This window comes from Haloarcula sp. MBLA0138 (assembly GCF_055632455.1).
The window spans coordinates 1,462,496-1,482,116 of sequence record NZ_CM145746.1 but is presented as its reverse complement, the minus strand read 5'-3'; the positions used below and the strand labels follow the sequence as shown (position 1 = coordinate 1,482,116).

Below are 19,621 nucleotides of genomic sequence, written 5' to 3'. Positions count from 1 at the left end.
GAACTGTCCGCGGTCGGTCGTCCGTACCGCTCGCCCCGCCCGCCGCCGGAAGTGGAGGGTCTTTGTACGCGCGGCCCTGACCGAGGCGTATGCGAACGGTCGATATCGACGGGCTTCCGGTCGGGGACGGCCACCCGACGCGGGTGATGAGCGTCCTGAACATGAGTTCGAACTCCGGGTACAAGCCCAGCGTCTACCTCGACCCCGAGGCGGCCGCCGAGGCGATAGAGGAGACGCTCGTCCCCGCTGGTGCCGACATCGTCGACGTGGGCCTGCAGTCGGCCAACCCCAAGTACGAGGCCAAGCCCGTCGAGAAGGAGAAAGACCGCTTGGCGGAGGTCGCGCCGCTGGTGGACGAACTCGACGCCGACGTGCCGCTGTCGATAGAGACCCGCTACGCCGAGGTAGCCGAGGAGGCCATCGGCTACGGCTTCGACCTCATCAACGACGTCTGTGGCTTCGCCGACCCCGACATGCGCGGCGTCGTCGAGGCCCACGACATGCCCGTCGTGAAGATGGCGAGTCCGCCCGACCTCACCGCACCGGGCGCGCTGAAGACGGTCGACGAACTGTTCGAGGCCATCCAGCGCGACGGCTTCACCGACCGGACCATCATCGACCCGGCCTTCGGCGGGTGGTACGACGGCAAGGAGTTCGCGGACAACTGGGAGCTGTTCCGCCGCCTCCGGGAGTTCCGTGCGTTCGGTCGGCCGATGCTGACCGCGACCAACCGGGAGGACTTCCTCGGGGACCTCGCCGGCCGGCCGGAGACGGAGGACCAGCTCGCGGTGTCGCTGGCCGCCGCGACGATGGAGGTCGAGCGCGGCTCCCACATCATCCGGACGCACGACACCCGCGAGACGCACGACGTGGTCCGGGTCGCCGACGCGCTGGGCGACGAGCGGACGACCCGGGCGGGGACCGAACCCGGCCCGACGGTGGCGGAGCTGACCGACGTGACCGTCCGCGAGGTCGAGCGCAACCAGTCGCTGGGGACGACCGTGGCCGGGGCGACCGACGACGGCGCGACGCTGACCTTCCTGCTCGGGGACCTCACCGACGACGCGGCGGCGAGCCTGCGGGCGGCCGCCGACGTGACCGACGTGGTCCTCGTCGAGAAGGAAAGCGGCACGCTGTATCTCGGCGGGTCGGCCGCGGCGGTGGGCGTCGTCGCCGACAGCCTCGCCGCGGACGGTCACCGGGAACTGGTCGGCGAACTCAGAGCTGCGCTCTCCCGCCGGGTGTAGCGGGGTAACTCGTTGACGGTGTTTAGTTAAGCGTGAAAAGTGAGGCGGGCGAATTTCTTGGTGCTCTATGCCAGAAATCGTCCGCCTCAGCGGTAGTAGCGACTGGATAGATTTGGACTTTGTGGAGCGCGAGCGGACACCCGAGCGAGCGATGAAGCTCGGTATTCAGATGCACGTGGCTGGACTATCACTTTCGAATACAATCTCTGTTCTTGGTAAGTTGGGTGTCAAACGGTCTCGAAAGGCCATCCACGATTGGGTACAGAAGGCTGATTTACAGCCAGACGGCGATGAAGCTCCGAATCAGGTCGCGCTTGACGAGAGCGTGATTCGCATCAATGATCAGCAATACTGGCTGTACGCCGCTATCGATCCTGCCACAAACAAATTTCTCCATATACGGCTTTTTGCCACGTACACAACTGCTTTGACGGAAATCTTTCTCGGAGAACTTCGTGAGAAACACGATGTCGACGACGCCGTGTTTCTTGTCGATGATGCGGACTGGCTCAAAACAGCCCTGCAACGACACGGCCTCGATTTCAGATACGAACTCCATGGAAATCGGAATACTGTCGAACGTGTTTTTCGAGAAGTAAAACGACGGACATCCTCTTTTTCAAACTGTTTTAGTCACGTTGACCCAGAGACAGCTGAAACATGGTTGCGAACCTTCGCCGTCTGGCACAATGCTGCTAACTAAACACTACCAACTCGTTTGGTCGAGGATTGATTAGTCCGCAGCCCCTAGCCCTGAGAACCGTGCAGACTATCGCCGGACTCGGTCCCCGACACGCCGTCTACGTCGCGGCGTTCGCGCTCGCCGCGCTCGCGTGTTTCGGCAGCGTCCCGCGAGCGCTGTGGCTCGAAGACCGGGACACCCGACGGGGCCTCGTCGCCCTGCTCGTCACCAGCGGCGGGTGGGCCAGCGCCCACGTCGGTTTCCTTCTCATCCCCGCAGTCGGCTGGAAGTACGCCTTCTACGAGGCGGGCCTCATCATCGGACTGGCCTCCGTCGGCCCGTGGCTGTACTTCTGCTCGGCCTACACCGGCCGGACGCTCCACCGGCGGCGGAGCATCCGGCACGTCGCCGTCGCGCTGTTTCTCGCCGTCGTGGCGCTGAAGGTGACGAACCCGTTCCACGGCATCTACTTCTCGGCGCGGCTCGTCGACACGCCATTCCCGCATCTGGCTATCCAGTACGGCGCTGTCCACTGGGTAGTGAGCGGGCTGGCCTACGCGCTGTCGGCGGTCGGCTACTTCATGCTGTACGAACTGTTCGTCACGGGCGGCTACGACACGCGGCCCCTGAGTGCCCTCGTCGGGCTGACGGCGCTGCCGGTCCTGTTCGACATCGTCGGCTACGCCAGCCCGGCGTTGATAGGCATCACCTACGAGCCCCTCGGGCTCGCGGCCTTCGCCGTCGGCCTCCTGTTCGTGTTCGCCGCCCGCTTTCAGGCGATACAGTTCACCGACGAGGCCGACGACCCCGCCGTCTACCTCGACGACGACGGTCGAGTCAGGGACTACAACGAGGCGGCGAACGACCTGTTTCCCGGACTGGGCGACGCCGTCGGCGACCCCCTCGCAGCGGTCGTCCCGGCGCTGGCCGCGGCCGCCGACGGCGAGACCTTCGAGTACGAGCGCGGCGGCGAGACGCGGTACTACCGGGCCGACCGGAACCGGTTCGCCCTCGGTCGCTCGGAGGCCGGCTCGCTCGTCGTCGTCAGCGACGTGACCGAGTCGGTGGCCAAACAGACCGCGCTCGAACAGCGAAACGAGCGCCTCTCTGAGTTCGCGTCGACGCTGAGCCACGACCTCCGGAACCCGCTGACCGTCGCCGAGGGGAACCTCGAACTGGCCCGTGCCGACTACGACGACGAGCGGCTCGACACCGCCGCCGACGCCTTGGAACGGATGGACACGCTCATCGACGACATCCTCACCCTCGCCCGGCAGGGCGAGCGCATCGGCGAGACGGAGGTCGTCGAGCTGTCGGCGCTGGTCGACGCCTGCCGCGAGACCGTCGACCTCGGGGCCGCGACCGTCGTCGTCGACGGTGACCTGCGCTTCCGGGCCGACGTGACCCGCTGTCAGCAGCTGTTGGAGAACCTCCTCCGGAACGCGGTCGAGCACGGCGGCGAGTCGGTGACCGTCCGAATCGGCGCGACGGGAGCGGGCTTTTACGTCGCCGACGACGGCCTCGGCATCCCCGAAGACGAGCGCGCGGGCGTGTTCGAATCCGGCTACACCACCGCCGAGGACGGCACCGGCTTCGGGCTCGCCATCGTCGCCCGTATCGCCGAGGCTCACGGGTGGGACGTGCGTGTCAGCGAGAGCGAGGCCGGCGGCGCGCGCTTCGACGTGACCGGCGTCGAGGTGGTCGACGGGAGCGACGGAGGCGGCGACGGCGAGCGTGGCCTCACGGGTCGGGCAGGGGCTCGGTGACGGTCAGGTGAGCCGCTCGACGAGGTCGTGGAACGAGCCGATGGTCAGGTCCGGCTCCCCGGCGAAGCCGTCCCACGGACCGTCGTCGCGGTTCACCCAGACGCCCTGCATCCCGGCGTGCATCGCGCCGTAGACGTCGAAGTAACCGGCGGTGACGTGGGCGAGTTCGTCTATCGGCGTCCCGGTCCGGGCGGCGGCGTGGCGGTACAGTTCGGCGTCGGGCTTGAACGTCCGGACCTCGTCGGCGCTGACGGTGTCCTCGACGAGGCCGCCGATGCCAGCGTGGTCGACCATCGAGTCGAGCATCTCGGGGTTCCCGTTCGAGACGACGTAGCAGTCGTAGCCGGCGTCGTAGAGCCGGTTCATCCCCTCGCGGACGTCGTCGAACACGTCGAGTTCGTGGTAGACGGCCAGAATCTCGTCGCGGCGCTCGGTCGAGAGGTCGACCCCGTGGGCGTCGAGCGCGAACTGGAGCGCGTCGCGGTTCATCTCGTAGAAGGGCTGGTAGGCGTCGACGTGGTTGGCGATGAACGTGTACGCCAGCGAGCGCGAGCGCCAGAGCCGGGACACCGGCTCGGGGTCGGGGACGCGGTCGGCGAGGGCTCGCTCGGCGGCGTCGACGTCGACGATGGTGCTGTAGGAGTCGAACGTGACGGCCGTGACGCGGTCCGGGTCGAAGGCCATGGGGGGCGATTGGGCGGCCCGCCCCATCAACGCTCTGGCGGCCCGACGGGCGACGCTCCGCAGTCGTTCCCCGTCCCGCCCGGTCGGTGCCGTCGCGTCAGCCGACGACCGGGTCGATGGCGTCCCGGCGGCCGTCGAGGACGGCGAAGCGCTCGCCGCGTCGCCCTTCGAGCCAGTGCAGCAGGCGCTCGGCCCACGCGAGCTTCCGGCGCTTCTCCGCGCTCACCGAGGGGTCGTCGAAGTCCCAGCCGACGAAGGCCAGTTCGCCGGCCCCGAGGTGGTCCGCGAGAAACGCCGCGCGGTCGCCGTCGGTGAACCCGCCGAAGTTCCGGACCGGCGAGCGCGGAGCGGCCTGCGTCGTCGGGAGGACGAACGCCGCGTCGTACCGGGGGACGTGCGATTCCAGCAGCGAGACGTTGTCGCCGTGGGCGTGGACCGCGACCGGGGTCCCCGACTCGGACAGCCGACGGCCGGTGTCGGGGTTCTTGTCGAGGTCAGTCACCATGCAGTCGGTCCCGACGCCGCAGTCGGCCAGCCGGTCGACGGCCGTCGAGGCGGCGACGACGTAGTCGGCCGCCCGGGCCCGGTCGGCCTCTGCCTCCAGTGACGGCCCCGCGCCGGCGACGGCGACTCGCGCCCCCTCGATGTCGAGCGTGGCCGGGTCGTAGGTGCGGTCGCCGTCGAGCAGGGCAACGAGGCGGTCCCGCGCCCGCTCGTCACCCGCGCGGCCGTAGCCAAACGCCGCGAGTATCGACTCGTAGACTGGCTCCCACGTTTCGTACTCCATAGTTGTCACTAGCTGGTGGTGTCCAGATAAACCGGATTGAGCCGAAGTGGCACGTCCGTGTACCCCTACCCGGGTGCCCTTTCGGCTTTCACCCGCCTTTTCTGACGCATCCGGTATAAGCTTTCTCTTACTACCAAGCGATTGTCGGGACCGCGACACCCTGAAGGGTCGGACGGCCGAACGTAGCGTATGGACGACGAGGGCGGAGTCGGACGGTGGGACGGCGAGGGGTCGCTCGTGGTCGTCTCGAACCGGGGGCCGTACAGCCACTCGTGGATCGACGGCCCGGTGACGGACCCCGGTCCCGAGGACGTCACAGTGTCCGAGCCCACCGGCGGGCTGACCAGCGCCGTCGACCCCGTCCTGCAGGACGCCGGCGGCGTCTGGGTGGCGTGGGCCAGCGGCGAGGCCGACACCGCCGTCGCCACCGACGGGACCGTCCCCGTCCCGCCGGCCGACCCGTCCTACGAGATGCGTCCGGTCGCGCTGGACGAGGACGCCGTCGAGGGGTACTACTACGGCTACGCCAACCGCGTGCTGTGGCCCCTCTGTCACGACGAGACCGGGCGCGTGTGGGCCGCGCCGGAGTTCTGGGCGCAGTACCAGCGGGTCAATGACCGCTTCGCCGACGCCGTCCTCGACGCCAGCGGGCCGGCGGACACGGTCTGGTTTCAGGACTACCACCTCGCGCTCGCCCCCCGGCGGGTCCGTGCGGCCCGCCCGGACGCGACGCTGCATCACTTCTGGCACGTCCCGTGGCCGGCCCCCGCCGTCTTCGAGCACTGCCCCCACGGCGAGCAGTTGCTCGACGGACTGCTGGCCTGTGACGCCGTCGGCTTCCACACCCCGGCCGACGCCCGGCGGTTCGTTGCCTGTGCCACCGAACTGCTGCCCGACGCGACGGCGGCCTCGGAGACGCGGGTCCGCTACGACGGGGCGACCACCCGGGCGCTCTCGAACCCGCTGGGTATCGACGCCGAGCGCGTGCGCCGGCGGGCCGCGGCGGCCGACACGACGGCGGTCCGGCGGCGCGTCCTCGACGACGCGGTTCCCGACCCCTCGGTTCCGCTCGTCGTCGGCGTCGAGCGCCTCGACTACTCGAAGGGGGTCCCCGAGCGAATCGAGGCCCTCGCGCACCTGTGGGACCGCCGCCCGGAGTTTCGGGGGGCGTTCACCTACGTCCAGAAGGCCAGCCGGACCCGCGAGGGTATCGCCGACTACCGGCGCTACCGCCACGACGTGGTGGCGGCCGTCGAGCGTGTCAACGAGACCTACGGCACCGACGACTGGCGGCCCGTCGCCTACGTCGAGCGAAAGCTCGGCGCGGAGACCCTCGCCGGGCTCTACCGCGCCAGCGACGTGGCGCTGGTGACGCCCCACCGCGACGGGATGAACCTCGTCGCCCACGAGTACCCCGCGGCCTGCGTGGACGACGACGGCGTCCTCGTGTTGAGCGAACTCGCCGGCGCGGCGACGCACTTGGACGGCGCGCTCACCGTCAACCCCCACGACATCCGCGGCATCGCCGACGCGATAGTGCGGGCGCTGGACACCGACGCGGCCGAGCGCCGCGACCGCCTCGACCGGCTCCGGGCGGGCGTCCGCGCTCTCGATAGCTCGACGTGGGTCCGCCGGCAGTTCGACGCGGGCGACCCGTGACCGGCAGTGAACGCCGGCCTCTACCGTCCCGCTCCCTCCTCCGACGCTGACACCGCGCTCTTTTAGTCGGCGAACCGGCTACCCGGGGGCATGGGCAAGGTCAGTATCGGACTGCGCGGCTGGCGGTTCGACGAGTCGGTGGTCGACGACGACGGGACGCTCCGGCCTCTCGCCACGCTGGAACCGGAAACCCGCCAGCGGCTCCTCGTCCTCGCCGAACGCGTCGTCGACCCCTGTGACGCCTGCTGGCTGGTCCACGGCGACGACGACATCGAGGCGTGCAACGTCGCCGAGGCCGTCTACGGCGAGCCCCGCGGCGAAGTCGTCCTCTGCTCGGTCCACGAGACCGACTTCCTCTACTGGTTCCGGGAGGCCGGCGGCGACGCCTACGCCGGCGAACTGGAGCTACAGGAGGCCTTCGCCGAGTGGTTCGCAGCGGGGAATCGCGCTCCCGAGGGCTACGAGGGGCTGGAACACGTCGAGGAGGACCCGACCGCACTCCCGGAGGCACCCGAGCGCGGGGAGGCCGTCCCCGGGCTGGAGGAGGAAATCGAGGCGATGGACGACGAGGACGTCGAGGCACTCGACATCGACCTCGGCGACCTCGACGTATGACCGCCGTCGCGGTCGTCGACGCCGAGACGCCCGGCAACGTCGGCACCATCGCGCGGTCGATGAAGAACTTCGGCCTCTCGGAGCTGTTGCTCGTCGACCCGCCGGAACTGGACCCCGACGGCGAGGCCTACGGCTTCGCCGGACAGGCCCGCGAGGACATCCTCCCGAACGCCCGCGAGGTCACCTTCGACCACCTCGCGCAGAACTACCACACCGTCGCCTGCACGGCCACGACCAACGAGGACGCCTCCAAGCACGTCCGGTATCCGGCCAAGACGCCGGCGCAACTGGCCGACTCGCTTCGCGGGGTCGACGCCGACACCTGCGTCGTCTTCGGCCGCGAGCGCGTGGGCCTGACCAACGACGAACTCGCGCAGTTAGACGAGATATGCTCTATCCCCGCGGCCGCCGACTACCCCGTTCTGAACCTCGGGCAGGCCGCGACCGTCGTGCTGTACGAACTGCGCGACCTGACCGTCGAGCGCGACCAACACCCCGACGACCTCCACGAGCGCGCCGACGAGCGCGCCGTCGAGGGGCTCCACGGAGAGTTCGGGCGGTTCCTCGACGCCGTCGGCCACCCGACCGAGAAGCGAGCGAAGACCCGGCGGCTGTTCCGGCGGGTGCTGGGCCGCGCGCACCCGACCGGCCGCGAGACGCGGACGCTCAGGGGGGTGTTCCGGCGGGCGCGACAGGCCACGACGCGGGACGGCAGCGACCGCGGTGACGGCGACAGCGGTCCCGACGACCGGTAGTCGGCGGCGTCGCCCTCGCTTCTCGGGCTCGTTTCTCAGGCCCGCTTCTGGATCTCCTCGCGCAGCGCGTCGCTGACGGCGTCGCCGTCGGCCTTCCCGCGGAGCGCGCCCATGCACTCGCCCATCAGCGCCGAGAACGCGCCCATCCCCTCGGCCTCGACCTGTTCGGCGTTGCGCTCGACGACCTCGGCGACGGCCTCGCGGACCTCGCTCTCGTCGACGCCGCCCAAGTCCTCCCGCTCGACGGCCGCTTCGGCGGTCAGTTCGGGCTCCTCGGCCAACGCGGTCAGCAGGTCTTCGATGCCCTCGCGGGGCACCTCGCCCGAATCGACCAGTTTCAGCGACTCCCGGAGGTGCGCGTCGGTCAGTCGCTCGACGGGGACGCCGTCGCGGCGGAGTTCGGTCAGCGTCGATTCGAGCGTGCCGGCCGCCAGCGTCGCGTCGACGCCGTCGTCGACGACGGCCTCGAACAGCGGCCACCGCTGGCCGTAGGCGACCTGCTCGGCGAGACCGGCGTCGAGGCCGTGGGCCTCGGCGTAGCGGTCGACCTTCTCGGTGAGCAGTTCCGGCGTCTCCACCTCGGTCACGTCGGGTTCGACCGGCGGAACGTCGGTCTCGGGGTACATCCGCGCCGCGCCGGGCAGCGGGCGGAGGTAGCGGGAGGTGGCGTCCTCGGTGGCGTCCCGGGTCTCCTCGGGGACCCCTTCGAGGGCCGTCTCGGCGCGCTCGGCAACGGCGTCGATGGCGAGGCGGGCGGTCTCGGGGTCGTCGGCGACGATGGCGACGGCGTCGTCCGGCTCCGCGTCGACGGCCTCGCGCAACGCCGTCACCTCCGCCTCGGTGACGCCGTAGGCCGGCAGTTCGTCGGTGTGGAAGATACCGCCCGCCCCGTGGCGCTTGGCGTGGTCCGAGAGCTCGGTGCCGAGCCGTCGGTCGGGCTGAATCTCGCGGCCGACCAGTCCATCGAAGCCCGTCAGCCGGACCGCGAACACGTCGCCGCCGTCGTCGAGCGCGCTCCGGATGACGCTCGATTCGGTGTCGGCGAAGGTATCGGTCACGTCACGGGGTTCGCCGACGGCGGCGTCGCGGTCCCGTAGTTCCTCGGCGATCTCCAGCAGTTCGACCTGCCGCTGGACCTCGTAGCGGACGATGTCGTCGATGTCGTCGAGGCTCTGGACGCCCTTGAGTTCGATTCGCGCCCCGTCGGCGACGGAGACGTTCACGTCCTGTCGGATGGTGCCGAGGCCGCGCTTGACCTTGCCCGTCGAGCGCAGCAACATCCCGATTCGCTCGGCGGCCTCGCGGGCCTGCTCGGGCGAGCGGATGTCGGGTTTGGTGCCGATTTCGACCAGCGGGATGCCCAGCCGGTCGAGCGAGAACCGCACGCCGTCGTCGGTCTCGGCGACGCGCTGGCAGGACTCCTCTTCGAGCAGCATGTCCTCGATGCCGACCGGCCCCGCGTCGGTCTCGATGGCTCCGTCGTTGGCGACCAGCATCGACCGCTGGAACCCCGTCGTGTTCGAGCCGTCGACGACTATCTTGCGCATCACGTTCACTTGGTCGACGACGTTCATGTCGAGTAGCTGGGCTATCTCCAGCGCCGTCTCCGTGGCCTCGCGGTCGACGCGGTGGGGCGGCTCGTCGTCCTCCTCGACGAGGCAGGTGGTGTCGTAGGCGAGGTACTCGAACTCGCGGTCGACCACGCTCTCTTCGAGGGCCGCCTCGTCTATCTCGCCGAGTTCGCTCTTCGTCGGGTGGAGGTAGCGGGTGAAGCTCCGTACGGACTCCTCGGGCTCCCGGAGCGTCGTCGGGCACTCGCAGAACAGCTTCGTGGCCGTGTCGAGTTGCTGGTGTATCTCCAGCCCGGCCACGAGGCCCAGCGCCTCGTAGTCGTAGTCGGTCATTGGGCGTGAATCCGTGACCGGGGGCCAAAAAACGCACCCTTCCGCTCCCCCGGGCGGCGGGTTTTTGCGTACTCGGTCCCCTGACTGGGGTATGCGCTGGCAGGCCGTCCTCGTCGCGGCGCTGGCCGCGACCGCCGGCTGTGGCGGGTTCGGTGCGCCCGGCGGCGAGCCGACGGTCACGCCGGCACCGGTGCCGACGGCCGACGGCGACCGGACCCCGCCACCTCCGAGCGGCGTCGGCGAGGACGGGCTCCGGTCGGCGGCCGCGCTGGCGACCACCCACCGGCAGGCGGTCGCCGGCCGGTCGTACACCTTCCGCGAGCGGTTCGTCCGCGAGACGACGAGCGACGGCGGGACCGTCCGCGTCGAGCGAACCGAGACGACCGCCGTTGTCAACACCACCCGGTACGTCCACCGCTTGCGCCGGCGGACGGTCCGCAACGGCACTGTCGCCCGATTCGAGCAGACGACCGTCGCGGTCGACGGCCGGTGGTACGAGCGTCAGGACCGCGGGACCGTCACCGACGACAGCGGGACGGTCGCCTTCGACCGCGACCAGTTCGCCTACGAAGCCGCGTTCTACCTCGAACAGTACGGGCAGGCGACGGCGAGCCGGACGGTCCCGGTCCGGCGGGACGGAGCGCGCCGCTACCGCGTCGTCGTCGCGGACGGCGGGGTTCCGGGGTTCCCGGACCCGGCGGCGTACCGGGCGGATCTGCTCGTCGACCCGACCGGCGTCGTCCACCGCTTCGCCGTCTCCTACCGGGTGACGACGCCGGCGACGACCGAGCGGGTCCGGTACTCGTTCCGGTACACCGACCTCGACCGGACGACGGTGGACCCGCCGGCGTGGGTCCGGAACGCGACCGCCGCGGACGAAAGCGAGCCGTAGCGCCCCTCGAACCCGCGACGACCGCGTATCCCGCGTTGTGAACGCGGTGACTCAGTCTATCCGGCAATGGCCAGCCAGAGCGTGTAGTCAGCAGTCAGTACGGTTCGAAACGAGAGCGGACGGTGGTAGCCGCTCTATTTTCCTCCCGATTCAGCGCGGCGGTTCGGCCTAGCTGTCCGAGCCATCCGATTCGTTGGTCGAATCGTTGTCGTAGTCCTCGGCCAGCAGGACCTCGAACGGGGTGTCAGCCGGCGCGTCGTCCGGGTTCAGGTAGCCGACGGCCAGAGCCGAGTACGAAGTCTCGTCCTCCAGTGAGACGTCGACGGTCGTGACGACGGGCCCGTCGTCGTCTTCGGTCGCCTCCCGCACCTCGACGGTGTAGTTACCGGCGGGCACGCTCACGTAGTCCGAGCCGTCTTGGAAGCTCACGTTGTCGGCGAGGACGACGTCTCCGTCAGCGGCCGTCACGTCGACCGTGGGTGCGTCCGGGGAGAGATGCAGGACGCGAACCGCACTCTCGTTGCCCGCGGGCGTCGTCGCGTTGTCTTCGTAGCGCACCGCTTCGAAGGACGTTTCGGCGTCTTCGCTGACCTCGCCGGTGGCTGCGAGCGTGGTTGCCGTCCCGGCTTCGACGCTGACTTCGTCCTCGAACACGACGGTGTCAGGGTCGTCGGCCACGGTAATCGTGACGTTGTACGTCCCGGCGTCGAGGGTCAGATAGTCGCTGACCGTCCCGAAGGAGACGTTCGAGAGGACGATCTCATCGTCCACCAGTACGTCGACCTCGGGCGCGTCCGGCGACGCGTGAATCACTCTGAGAGAGGACGAGTCCTCGTCGTCTGTCTGGGCGACGGCCCCGGACGCCACGACACTCCCGAGAAGCGTGACTGACAGCAGCACGATGGCTACGGTCTTTGTTGGTCTATCTGATAGCATGCAAAAACGCGTTGAAACGGCACGCTGTTTGTTATACGCTGACGAGCAGCGAGTAAGATTACGCCAACGGAAACAAGTGATTCTTATCTGTCACCGGAAGACCGCCGCCGCGGCAAGTGATGGGGCCTCCGCCCGGACAGGTATCGGTTCGAGCCGTCAGTCGAGACGGAACGCCAAATACGGGCGTCGGTAGTTCCGTTACCGGCGATACCGCAGTCGTGACATTCGTAGTCGTACTCGCGTTTGATGTAGGGTACGCGCGCTGTATATCGTACGGTTACCCGGATATAACGGTGAGTTGATATGCCCCTCTGCGGAGGGTACGCACGCTTCCCGACCAGCCACTTCACAGACTGGACGAATGATGGGACCGTACTCACGGCGACCGCACGTGAATCGTCGCAGCGTCGTCTCAGACAGCGCCGGTCCCGGACGGCGCTCCCCGGGACCTCGCTCCGGCGGTCCGTCTCAGTCCTCGCCGAGGATGCCGCGCTCGGTCATCTTCGCTGGGTCGAGTACCTCGTCGACCTCGTCCTCGTCGAGGTACCCCTCTTCGAGGACGACCTCGCGGATGGTCTTGTCCTCGGCGAGGGCCTTCTTCGCCACCTTGCTGGCCTTGTCGTAGCCGATGGCGGGGTTGAGCGCCGTCGCCAGCGCCATGCTCTGCTGGACGCGCTCGGCGCAGTGGTCGGCCTCGGCCTCGAGTTTCGCCACGAACTTCTCGGCGAACACCTCCGAGCCGTTGGCGATGAGGCGGGCCGACTGGAGGAAGTTCGAGGCCAGCACGGGCTTGTAGAGGTTGAGGTCTATCTGGCCCTCGGCGGCCCCGGCGGAGACGGCGGCGTCGTTGCCGACGACCTGCTTGTGGAGTTGGTTCACGGCCTCGGCGACGACGGGGTTTATCTTGCCCGGCATGATGGACGAGCCGGGCTGGTTCTCGGGCTGTTCGAGTTCGCCGAGCCCGTTCCGGGGGCCGGAGGCCAGCAGGCGGAGGTCGTTGGCTATCTTGTTCAGCGACCCGGCGACGGTCCGCAGGGCACCGTGGGCCTCGGACATCGCGTCGTGGGCGGCCTGTGCCTCGAAGTGGTTGTCGGCCTCGCGGAACTCGATGCCGGTCTCCTCGCTGATGTACGCAGCGGCCTTCGCGGGGAACTCGGGGTGGGTGTTCAGCCCCGTCCCGACCGCGGTGCCGCCAAGCGCCAGCTCCGAGAGGTGGTCGCGGACGCCCTCGACGCGGGTGACGCCCTTCTCGATTTGGGTGCGGTAGCCCGAGAACTCCTGCCCGAGCGTCACCGGCGTCGCGTCTTGGAGGTGCGTGCGCCCGGTCTTGACCACGTCGTCGAACTCCTCTTCCTTGGCCGCCAGCGCGTCCCGGAGCGTCGCCAGCGCGGGGAGCACGTCGTTCTCGACGGCTTCGAGGGCCGCGACGTGCATCGCCGTCGGGACGACGTCGTTGCTCGATTGGCCGAAGTTGACGTGGTCGTTGGGGTGAATCTCGCGGGTGCCGATTTCGCCGCCGTAGAGCTCGGTCGCGCGGTTGCTGATGACCTCGTTGGCGTTCATGTTCGAGGAGGTCCCGGAGCCGGTCTGGAATACGTCGACCGGGAACTGGTCGTCGTGGTCGCCGGCGATGACCTCGTCCGCGGCCTCGACGATGCAGTCGGCCTTGTCCTCGGGGACCGTGCCGAGGTCGCGGTTGGCCTGCGCGGCGGCTTTCTTCACGACGCCCAGCGCGCGCACGAAGCGGCGGCCGAACGTCACCTCGCTGATTGGGAAGTTCTCGACGGCGCGCTGTGTCTGTGCGCCCCAGTAGGCGTCGGCCGGAACCTGCATCTCGCCGAGGCTATCCCGTTCGGTGCGGAACTCGTCGGTCATACACCTGAGCGGTCAGCCGCCGGCTGTAAAACCCCCGTGGACACGGTAAAGCGTGCGCCGACGGTGGCTCCGGCGTAGTAGACTATCGTCCGTGTACAACTCCAGTCGAAACCACGGTCCGTGGAGCGGAGCGAACGCTGCCGCGACGCGGACCTCACAGAACGGCATACTGTCTCAGCGAACCTTCGAGAGAAATCGACGTTTTTCGGCGGCCAAAGACGCTCAAAGCACCGAATTCCGGACTGTGGTAAATCCACTCAATTATTACTATTTCTACGTCATTGCGGTCGGCAACAGAGTGCCGAAAACGCCGAATTCGGACGCCTCACGCCCGGAGAGTCATGCATGAATATTCGGAAGCGTTAAGTGTCGGCTCAAACCACTTAGGATGAGTTCGACTCCACGGTGACGACGATGACTGACGACCCGACTCCGCACCCGTCCGGCGACGGCGTGACCGACACGGCCGTCGAGACGGCGGTGGGTCCCGCTCCGGCAGGCGTGTCCGGCGACACCGGACCGTCCGGGGCGGTCTCGGGTGGCAGTGGTACACCGGCGACGCCGGTCGCGGGCCGGGCGAGGCGGGGCGATGGCACTGACCCCGCGACGCACCGGCGCGAGCGGCACAGCGGCGGCGACTCCGGCGACCGGCGAGGGTGGTCCCGGACAGCGCTCGCCGCGCCAGCGCCGAGCCCGACGGCACGCGGGCCGGACGCGATGCGGTGGGCGGCAGGCTCTCGCCCCGTCGACGCGGCGGGCGCGACCGAGCGTGCGGCCGGTGTACGGCGAACTCACCTGCGCGTACGACTGACACAACCATGCGCGAGATACTCAACAGACTCCGAACTGCCGGACGGACACTCCGGTCAGCGGTAACGAGAGACGAACCGGGCGACGAACGGGTCGCGACTGACGGGGGCACCGCGGTCGGGACCGACGAGCAACCGCTGCGCGAATCGCTCCCGGGCGACTGGGAGATGTACGAGGCGGCCCCGTTCTGGGTGCCGACGGTCCTGTTGGCGGGCTTTTTCGTCTACGGCGCGATTTTCTGGAACCTCATCATCTCGCTGACCGACTGGGAGGGGCTTGCCCTGTCGGGCGCGGACTACAGCAGCCTCGATTTCAGTATGTACACCCGGATGGCGGGCGACCCGACGTTCTGGCAGGCGTTCCAGAACACGCTCGTCCTGCTGGTGGTGTTCACGCTGGTCTGTCTGGCTATCGGGCTGGTCAGCGCCATACTCATCGACCAGAACATCCGCTTCGAGAACACGTTCCGGACCATCTATCTCCTGCCGATGTCGCTTTCGTTCGTCGTGACGGCGACGATGTGGGCGTGGATGTACAACGCCAGCAACGGCGTGCTCAACAACTTCCTCCGGGTGCTCAACCTCGAAGGGCTGCTCGTCAGCCTGTTGAAACCCGCGGCCGTCAACGCGACGGTGCTCCAGTGGCTCTCGTGGAACACGACGGCGCTGGCCGCGGTCATCTTCGCGCTGCTGTGGCAGTTCAGCGGTTACGCGATGGTCGTGTTCCTCGCCGGCCTGCGCGCGATTCCGACCGAACACTACGAGGCCGCCCGCGTCGACGGGGCGTCGACGGTTCGGATGTACATGCGGGTCATCATCCCGCAACTGCGCGCGTCGGCCGTCTCGGCGGCCGTCGTGCTGATGGTGTTCGCCCTGAAGGCGTTCGACTTCATCTACGCGCTGCGGGGCGACCAGCCCGGTGCGAACCTCGACATCCTGGCGACGATGATGTACCGGGAGGCGTTCACCGGCGGCAACGAGTGGGCGTACGGGTCGGCCATCGCCATCGTCCTGTTCGTGATGGCGCTGCTGGTCGTCGCACCGTACCTGTACAGCGAATACCGGCGAGGTGAGCTATGAGCACGAGCACACGGAACCCGATAGAGTCGTTGCGGGAGATGGACCCGAGTCGTATCGCGCTGTACGTCGTCCTGCTCGGCGGTATCGTCTTCTACCTCGTTCCGGTGGAGACGGCGCTGGCGACGATGATAAAGACCCAGCAGGGCTTTACCGCGACGGCCCCGTACATCCCGCCCCTGCCCGGCAGCGAGTACTTCTCGCTGGGGTCGGTGTTCAACGCGTGGAACACGCTCCAGCCCGGCCTCGTCACCTCCATCGTGATGGCGGTGCCGGCGACGGCGCTGTCGGCGCTGTTCGGGAGCCTCGCGGCGTACGGCCTGACGACTATCGACTGGCGCGGGCAGATAGCCATCGTCGTCCTCATCATCGCCGGTATCTTCATCCCGTATCAGGCGGTGCTGGTCCCACTGACGACGTTCTGGTTCCAGTTCTTCCCGGGCATCGTCAACGGCTTCGTCAACACCGTCTTCGGGTTCATCACCGGCGGCAACTGGCAGTACCCCGGCGGCGGCGGCGTCCAGCTCTTCCAGCTGATGGTGACCCACACGGCCTACGGGATTCCCATCTGTACGCTGCTGTTCCGGTCGTACTATCAGGGCATCTCCGACGAGATGGTCGAGGCGGCGCGTCTCGACGGCGCGAACGCCTTCAGTATCTACAAGAACGTCATCCTGCCGCTGTCGCTGCCGATGTTCGCGGTGACGCTCATCTACCAGTTCACGCAGGTGTACAACGACCTGCTGTTCGCGCTGGTCCTGCTCAACGACCCGAACACGCAGGTGGCGACCCAGCGGCTCGTCCGCCTGACCGGCGGCGTCCAGCAGGACTTCACGCTCACGATGGCCGGCGCTATCATCGCGGCGCTGCCGACCCTGCTCGTGTACGTCTTCTTCGGTGAACAGTTCGCGAAGGGTGTTGCGGAGTAGGAGGACCACGAATGGCACAACTCACACTCGATTCGGTAACGAAGGTGTTCCACGACGACGACGAGGGCGAAATCGTCGCGGTCGACGACGTCGACATCGACATTCAGGACGGGGAGTTCCTGTGTGTCGTCGGCCCCTCGGGCTGTGGCAAGTCGACGACGCTGCGGATGATAGCCGGGCTGGAGAGCATCACGTCGGGCGAGATTCGCCTCGGCGGCAGGCTCATCAACAACAAGCCCCCGGCACAGCGCAACGTCGCCATGGTGTTCCAGTCCTACGCGCTGTACCCGCACATGAGCGTGCGGGAGAACATGGCGTTCGGACTGGAGCAGTCCACGGACATGTCCGAGGACGAGATCGCCCAGCGCGTCGAGGAGTCGACGAAGATGCTCGGCATCTTCGACCTCATCGACCGCAAACCCGGCGAACTCTCGGGCGGGCAGCAACAGCGGGTGGCGCTTGGCCGCGCCATCGTCCGGGACCCCGAAGTGTTCCTGATGGACGAGCCGCTGGCGAACTTGGACGCCAAGCTCCGCGCGGAGATGCGCACCGAACTCCAGCATCTCCAAGAGGACCTCGACGTGACCACGGTCTACGTCACCCACGACCAGACGGAGGCGATGACGATGTCCGACCGCATCGCCATCTTGGACGACGGGAAACTCCAGCAGTGCGCGACGCCGCTGGAGTGTTACCACGAGCCGAACAACCTCTTCGTCGCCGGCTTCATCGGCGAACCGTCGATGAACTTCTTCCCCGTCGACCGGGACGAGGCGACGCTCGCGGCCGACTACTTCGACTACGACCTCTCGGAGTCGACGGCCGCCGACCTCGGCGACGCCGCGGACCTGACGCTGGGCATCCGGCCCGAGGACATCGAGGTCGTCGAGGGCACCGGCGGGCGACACGAGTACGAGGCCACCGTCGACGTGGTCGAACCACGCGGGAACGAGAACACCGTTCACCTGCTGTTCGACGGCGACGAGACGTCGAAGTTCACCGCCACCGTCGACGGGATGCAGAGCGTCGACGCGGGCGAGACGGTCACCGTCCGGTTCCCGGAAGAGGCTATCCACGTCTTCGACAGCCGGACCGGCGAGGCCATCCGGAACCGCCGCCTCGAATCCGTCGAGAAGGTCGAGCCGGCGGCCTGACCGCCGCGCCCGGGTCTACGTCCAGCGGTCCAGTCCGGTCTGGACCACCGACGCCTCGATGCGCTCGAAGCCCCGCGCGACTTCTTCGGGGTCGACCTCCCACTTCTCGGTGACGAACCGGCGAGCGGCGTCGACGTCCGGTTCGACCGCGTCCGGAACCGCGTAGTCGTCGGTCACCGCCGGGTCGAGAAAGAGGTCCCGGATGCGGTCGGCGTGGTCGACGTGTTCGTCCCGGGCTTTCAGGACGGCATAGAGGTCGCCGTGCTCGGATATCTCCGCGACGGCGGTCTTGGGACCGATGCCCGAGATGCCCTCGTTGAAGTCGGTCCCCATCAGGATGGCCGCGTCGACCAGTTGCTCCCACGTCAGGTCGTGGCGTTCCAGCGTCGCCGCGAAGTCCATCAGCTCCGGGTCGCCACTGGAGGTGAGCTGCCGGAGGGTCAACGGTGCGCCGAACAGCAGAGCGTCGTAGTCCTCGGTCCCGACGTAGTCGACGTCGCCCTGCCGGGCCATGTACGAGGCCTGTCCCTCGCCCTCGGCGGGGGCGTCGACGACCGGCACGTCGAGCAGGCCGAGCAGTTCGCGGGTCGTCTCGACGATGGTGTCGGTGAGGCGCTGGGTTCGGGAGTCGAGTTTCGCGACGCGGGTCGCGTCGCCGGCCTCGCGGGCCTCCTCCAGCTCCCGCTCGTAGCGCTCGCGTTGCTGTCGGCGCTGCTCGACCTCGTCGTCCTTGAGGTCGGTGACCGCGCCGTCGAAGACGAACACCGGCGTCAGGTCGTGCTCGAAGAACTTCGGGAGACCCTGCACGACGCCGATGAGGTTCGCCACCTCCTCGCCGTCGGCGGTGGTGTACTTCCCGTCGGCGGTGAACTTCACGGTGGTCGTCAGGTAGCGATAGAGCCAGTTGTGGGCGTCGACGGCGACGACGCTCCCGTCGAGGTCGCCGAAAGACACCTCCTCGATGGCGGCCAGCGAACGGAGGTCTGCGTTTCCCATCGCGCCCCTCTACGCCCGAGTGTGGTTTGAATCCCCCGACCGGTCGCTCGGCGGGTCGACGACCGCCGGCGGGTCCGCTTCCGCGTGGTCGTCGAGGAACCGCGTCTCGGCCGCCGAGAGGTCCCGCTCGCGGAAGGCGTCGAGCCCAGCCCGGTACCGCTCGCCGGCGCACTCGCTGGGCCACGCCAGCGTCAGTTCCGCCATCCCGGTCCGCTCGCCGGTGTAGCCGAAGCCGGCCCGGTAGGCGGCCTGATACGAGAACGGGTTGTTGACGCCGATGGTGACGCGGTCGAAGCCCCGGTCGGCCGCCCGCGCGCGGACGAACCGCAGGAGCCGCGGCCCGAGGCGGTCGCCCTGCCAGTCCTGCCGGACGGTGACGTAGCGCACGCAGAGCGTCGCCCCGTCGGTCCGGTCGGGGCTGAACGCGGCGGCGGCGACGACGGCGTCACCGTCCCGACAGACAGCCTTCCCGGTCGTCGTCATGACGAACTTCCCGGCGTAGGCGAAGCGCTCGTGGTCGAGCCTGAGTTGCGGGTCGTCCGCGGGCCAGCCCAGCAGCGCGAACTCCATACGCTCGGCAGTGGTTCCGGTCGGATGTATCCACCGCCGAGGCGTCGTCCCAGCGCCGCCGCGGCTCACGGAACGAGCAGCAGTAGGAACGCGTACGCCGTTCCCGAAAGCAACAGCAGCGTCACCAGCACGGCGAACCACGTGCGGCCGTTCCCCGGGATGGAGGGAGTCTCGGACGGGTAATACGGGGACAGCGGGTTGTTCGGCTTCGGGTCGCGGTCGGGCACGCCCGCAGCGTCGGCCGCCGCCCGTATCAGAGTTTTGCCGGCCCGTGCGAGCGGGGA

General features: G+C 68.4%; 18 protein-coding genes. 10 read left to right on the top strand and 8 right to left on the bottom strand.

Features of this window, described 5'->3' with window-relative positions; genetic code table 11:
• The first annotated feature begins 89 nt into the window (after nucleotides 1-89).
• The 3 genes from ACV7JO_RS07850 (at nucleotide 90) to ACV7JO_RS07840 (ending at nucleotide 3,695) form a co-directional block, all read left to right on the top strand.
• Nucleotides 90-1,247, top strand: coding sequence for a dihydropteroate synthase (locus ACV7JO_RS07850; protein WP_470352851.1), 1,158 nt, complete (start codon nucleotides 90-92; stop codon nucleotides 1,245-1,247).
• A 67-nt stretch (nucleotides 1,248-1,314) separates the two neighbouring features.
• A complete protein-coding gene (locus tag ACV7JO_RS07845; RefSeq protein ID WP_470352850.1) occupies nucleotides 1,315-1,950 on the top strand; it encodes an IS6 family transposase in 636 nt (211 codons plus the stop codon).
• Nucleotides 1,951-2,009: 59 nt separating this feature from the next.
• Entirely contained in the window at nucleotides 2,010-3,695 is a 1,686-nt protein-coding gene (locus ACV7JO_RS07840; RefSeq protein ID WP_470352849.1) for a sensor histidine kinase, read from the top strand.
• Between the two features lie 3 nt (nucleotides 3,696-3,698).
• Here ACV7JO_RS07840 and ACV7JO_RS07835 read toward each other — a convergent pair whose 3' ends face one another.
• Nucleotides 3,699-4,379: a haloacid dehalogenase type II gene (locus ACV7JO_RS07835; RefSeq protein ID WP_470352848.1), complete on the bottom strand. Its 681-nt coding sequence runs from the start codon at nucleotides 4,377-4,379 to the stop codon at nucleotides 3,699-3,701.
• A 97-nt stretch (nucleotides 4,380-4,476) separates the two neighbouring features.
• Entirely contained in the window at nucleotides 4,477-5,166 is a 690-nt protein-coding gene (locus ACV7JO_RS07830; protein WP_470352847.1) for a 6-hydroxymethylpterin diphosphokinase MptE-like protein, read from the bottom strand.
• 189 nt (nucleotides 5,167-5,355) lie between these two features.
• On the opposite strand from ACV7JO_RS07830, the gene ACV7JO_RS07825 reads away from it, so the two are divergent.
• The 3 genes from ACV7JO_RS07825 to ACV7JO_RS07815 all read left to right on the top strand — a co-directional run bounded on the left by ACV7JO_RS07825 (nucleotide 5,356) and on the right by ACV7JO_RS07815 (nucleotide 8,195).
• Entirely contained in the window at nucleotides 5,356-6,825 is a 1,470-nt protein-coding gene (locus ACV7JO_RS07825) for an alpha,alpha-trehalose-phosphate synthase (UDP-forming) (protein ID WP_470352846.1), read from the top strand.
• Nucleotides 6,826-6,915: 90 nt separating this feature from the next.
• The gene (locus tag ACV7JO_RS07820) at nucleotides 6,916-7,440 is read left to right on the top strand and encodes a DUF8114 family protein (protein ID WP_470352845.1); all 525 of its coding nucleotides are present in this window, start codon (nucleotides 6,916-6,918) and stop codon (nucleotides 7,438-7,440) included.
• On the top strand, nucleotides 7,437-8,195 hold the full coding sequence (locus tag ACV7JO_RS07815; RefSeq protein WP_470352844.1) for an RNA methyltransferase: 759 nt from the start codon (nucleotides 7,437-7,439) through the stop codon (nucleotides 8,193-8,195). The genes ACV7JO_RS07820 and ACV7JO_RS07815 overlap by 4 nt, the downstream gene beginning before the upstream one ends.
• A gap of 35 nt (nucleotides 8,196-8,230) precedes the next feature.
• On the opposite strand, the gene gatE is transcribed toward ACV7JO_RS07815, so the two are convergent.
• Complete coding sequence (gatE, locus tag ACV7JO_RS07810) at nucleotides 8,231-10,099, bottom strand: Glu-tRNA(Gln) amidotransferase subunit GatE (RefSeq protein ID WP_470352843.1); 1,869 nt, start codon at nucleotides 10,097-10,099, stop codon at nucleotides 8,231-8,233.
• Nucleotides 10,100-10,190: 91 nt separating this feature from the next.
• Between gatE and ACV7JO_RS07805 the strand changes: the two genes are divergently transcribed.
• Complete coding sequence (locus tag ACV7JO_RS07805; protein ID WP_470352842.1) at nucleotides 10,191-10,991, top strand: DUF7537 family lipoprotein; 801 nt, start codon at nucleotides 10,191-10,193, stop codon at nucleotides 10,989-10,991.
• A gap of 168 nt (nucleotides 10,992-11,159) precedes the next feature.
• Here ACV7JO_RS07805 and ACV7JO_RS07800 read toward each other — a convergent pair whose 3' ends face one another.
• A complete protein-coding gene (locus tag ACV7JO_RS07800; protein ID WP_470352841.1) occupies nucleotides 11,160-11,891 on the bottom strand; it encodes a DUF4397 domain-containing protein in 732 nt (243 codons plus the stop codon).
• Nucleotides 11,892-12,395: 504 nt separating this feature from the next.
• Complete coding sequence (locus ACV7JO_RS07795; RefSeq protein ID WP_470352840.1) at nucleotides 12,396-13,802, bottom strand: class II fumarate hydratase; 1,407 nt, start codon at nucleotides 13,800-13,802, stop codon at nucleotides 12,396-12,398.
• 818 nt (nucleotides 13,803-14,620) lie between these two features.
• On the opposite strand from ACV7JO_RS07795, the gene ACV7JO_RS07790 reads away from it, so the two are divergent.
• From ACV7JO_RS07790 to ACV7JO_RS07780, 3 genes are read left to right on the top strand one after another with little or no spacing between them, the layout of a single operon-like run.
• A complete protein-coding gene (locus tag ACV7JO_RS07790; RefSeq protein WP_470352839.1) occupies nucleotides 14,621-15,691 on the top strand; it encodes a carbohydrate ABC transporter permease in 1,071 nt (356 codons plus the stop codon).
• Nucleotides 15,688-16,617, top strand: a complete 930-nt coding sequence (locus ACV7JO_RS07785; protein ID WP_470352838.1) for a carbohydrate ABC transporter permease — start codon at nucleotides 15,688-15,690, stop codon at nucleotides 16,615-16,617. Before ACV7JO_RS07790 ends, ACV7JO_RS07785 begins: the two co-directional genes overlap by 4 nt.
• Before the next feature lie 11 nt (nucleotides 16,618-16,628).
• Nucleotides 16,629-17,771: an ABC transporter ATP-binding protein gene (locus ACV7JO_RS07780; protein WP_470352837.1), complete on the top strand. Its 1,143-nt coding sequence runs from the start codon at nucleotides 16,629-16,631 to the stop codon at nucleotides 17,769-17,771.
• 15 nt (nucleotides 17,772-17,786) lie between these two features.
• On the opposite strand, the gene fen is transcribed toward ACV7JO_RS07780, so the two are convergent.
• From fen to ACV7JO_RS07765, 3 genes are all read right to left on the bottom strand, one after another.
• On the bottom strand, nucleotides 17,787-18,767 hold the full coding sequence (fen, locus tag ACV7JO_RS07775) for a flap endonuclease-1 (protein WP_470352836.1): 981 nt from the start codon (nucleotides 18,765-18,767) through the stop codon (nucleotides 17,787-17,789).
• Between the two features lie 9 nt (nucleotides 18,768-18,776).
• Nucleotides 18,777-19,337, bottom strand: a complete 561-nt coding sequence (locus tag ACV7JO_RS07770; protein WP_470352835.1) for a GNAT family N-acetyltransferase — start codon at nucleotides 19,335-19,337, stop codon at nucleotides 18,777-18,779.
• A gap of 65 nt (nucleotides 19,338-19,402) precedes the next feature.
• The gene (locus ACV7JO_RS07765; RefSeq protein WP_470352834.1) at nucleotides 19,403-19,564 is read right to left on the bottom strand and encodes a hypothetical protein; all 162 of its coding nucleotides are present in this window, start codon (nucleotides 19,562-19,564) and stop codon (nucleotides 19,403-19,405) included.
• Nucleotides 19,565-19,621 lie beyond the last annotated feature (57 nt).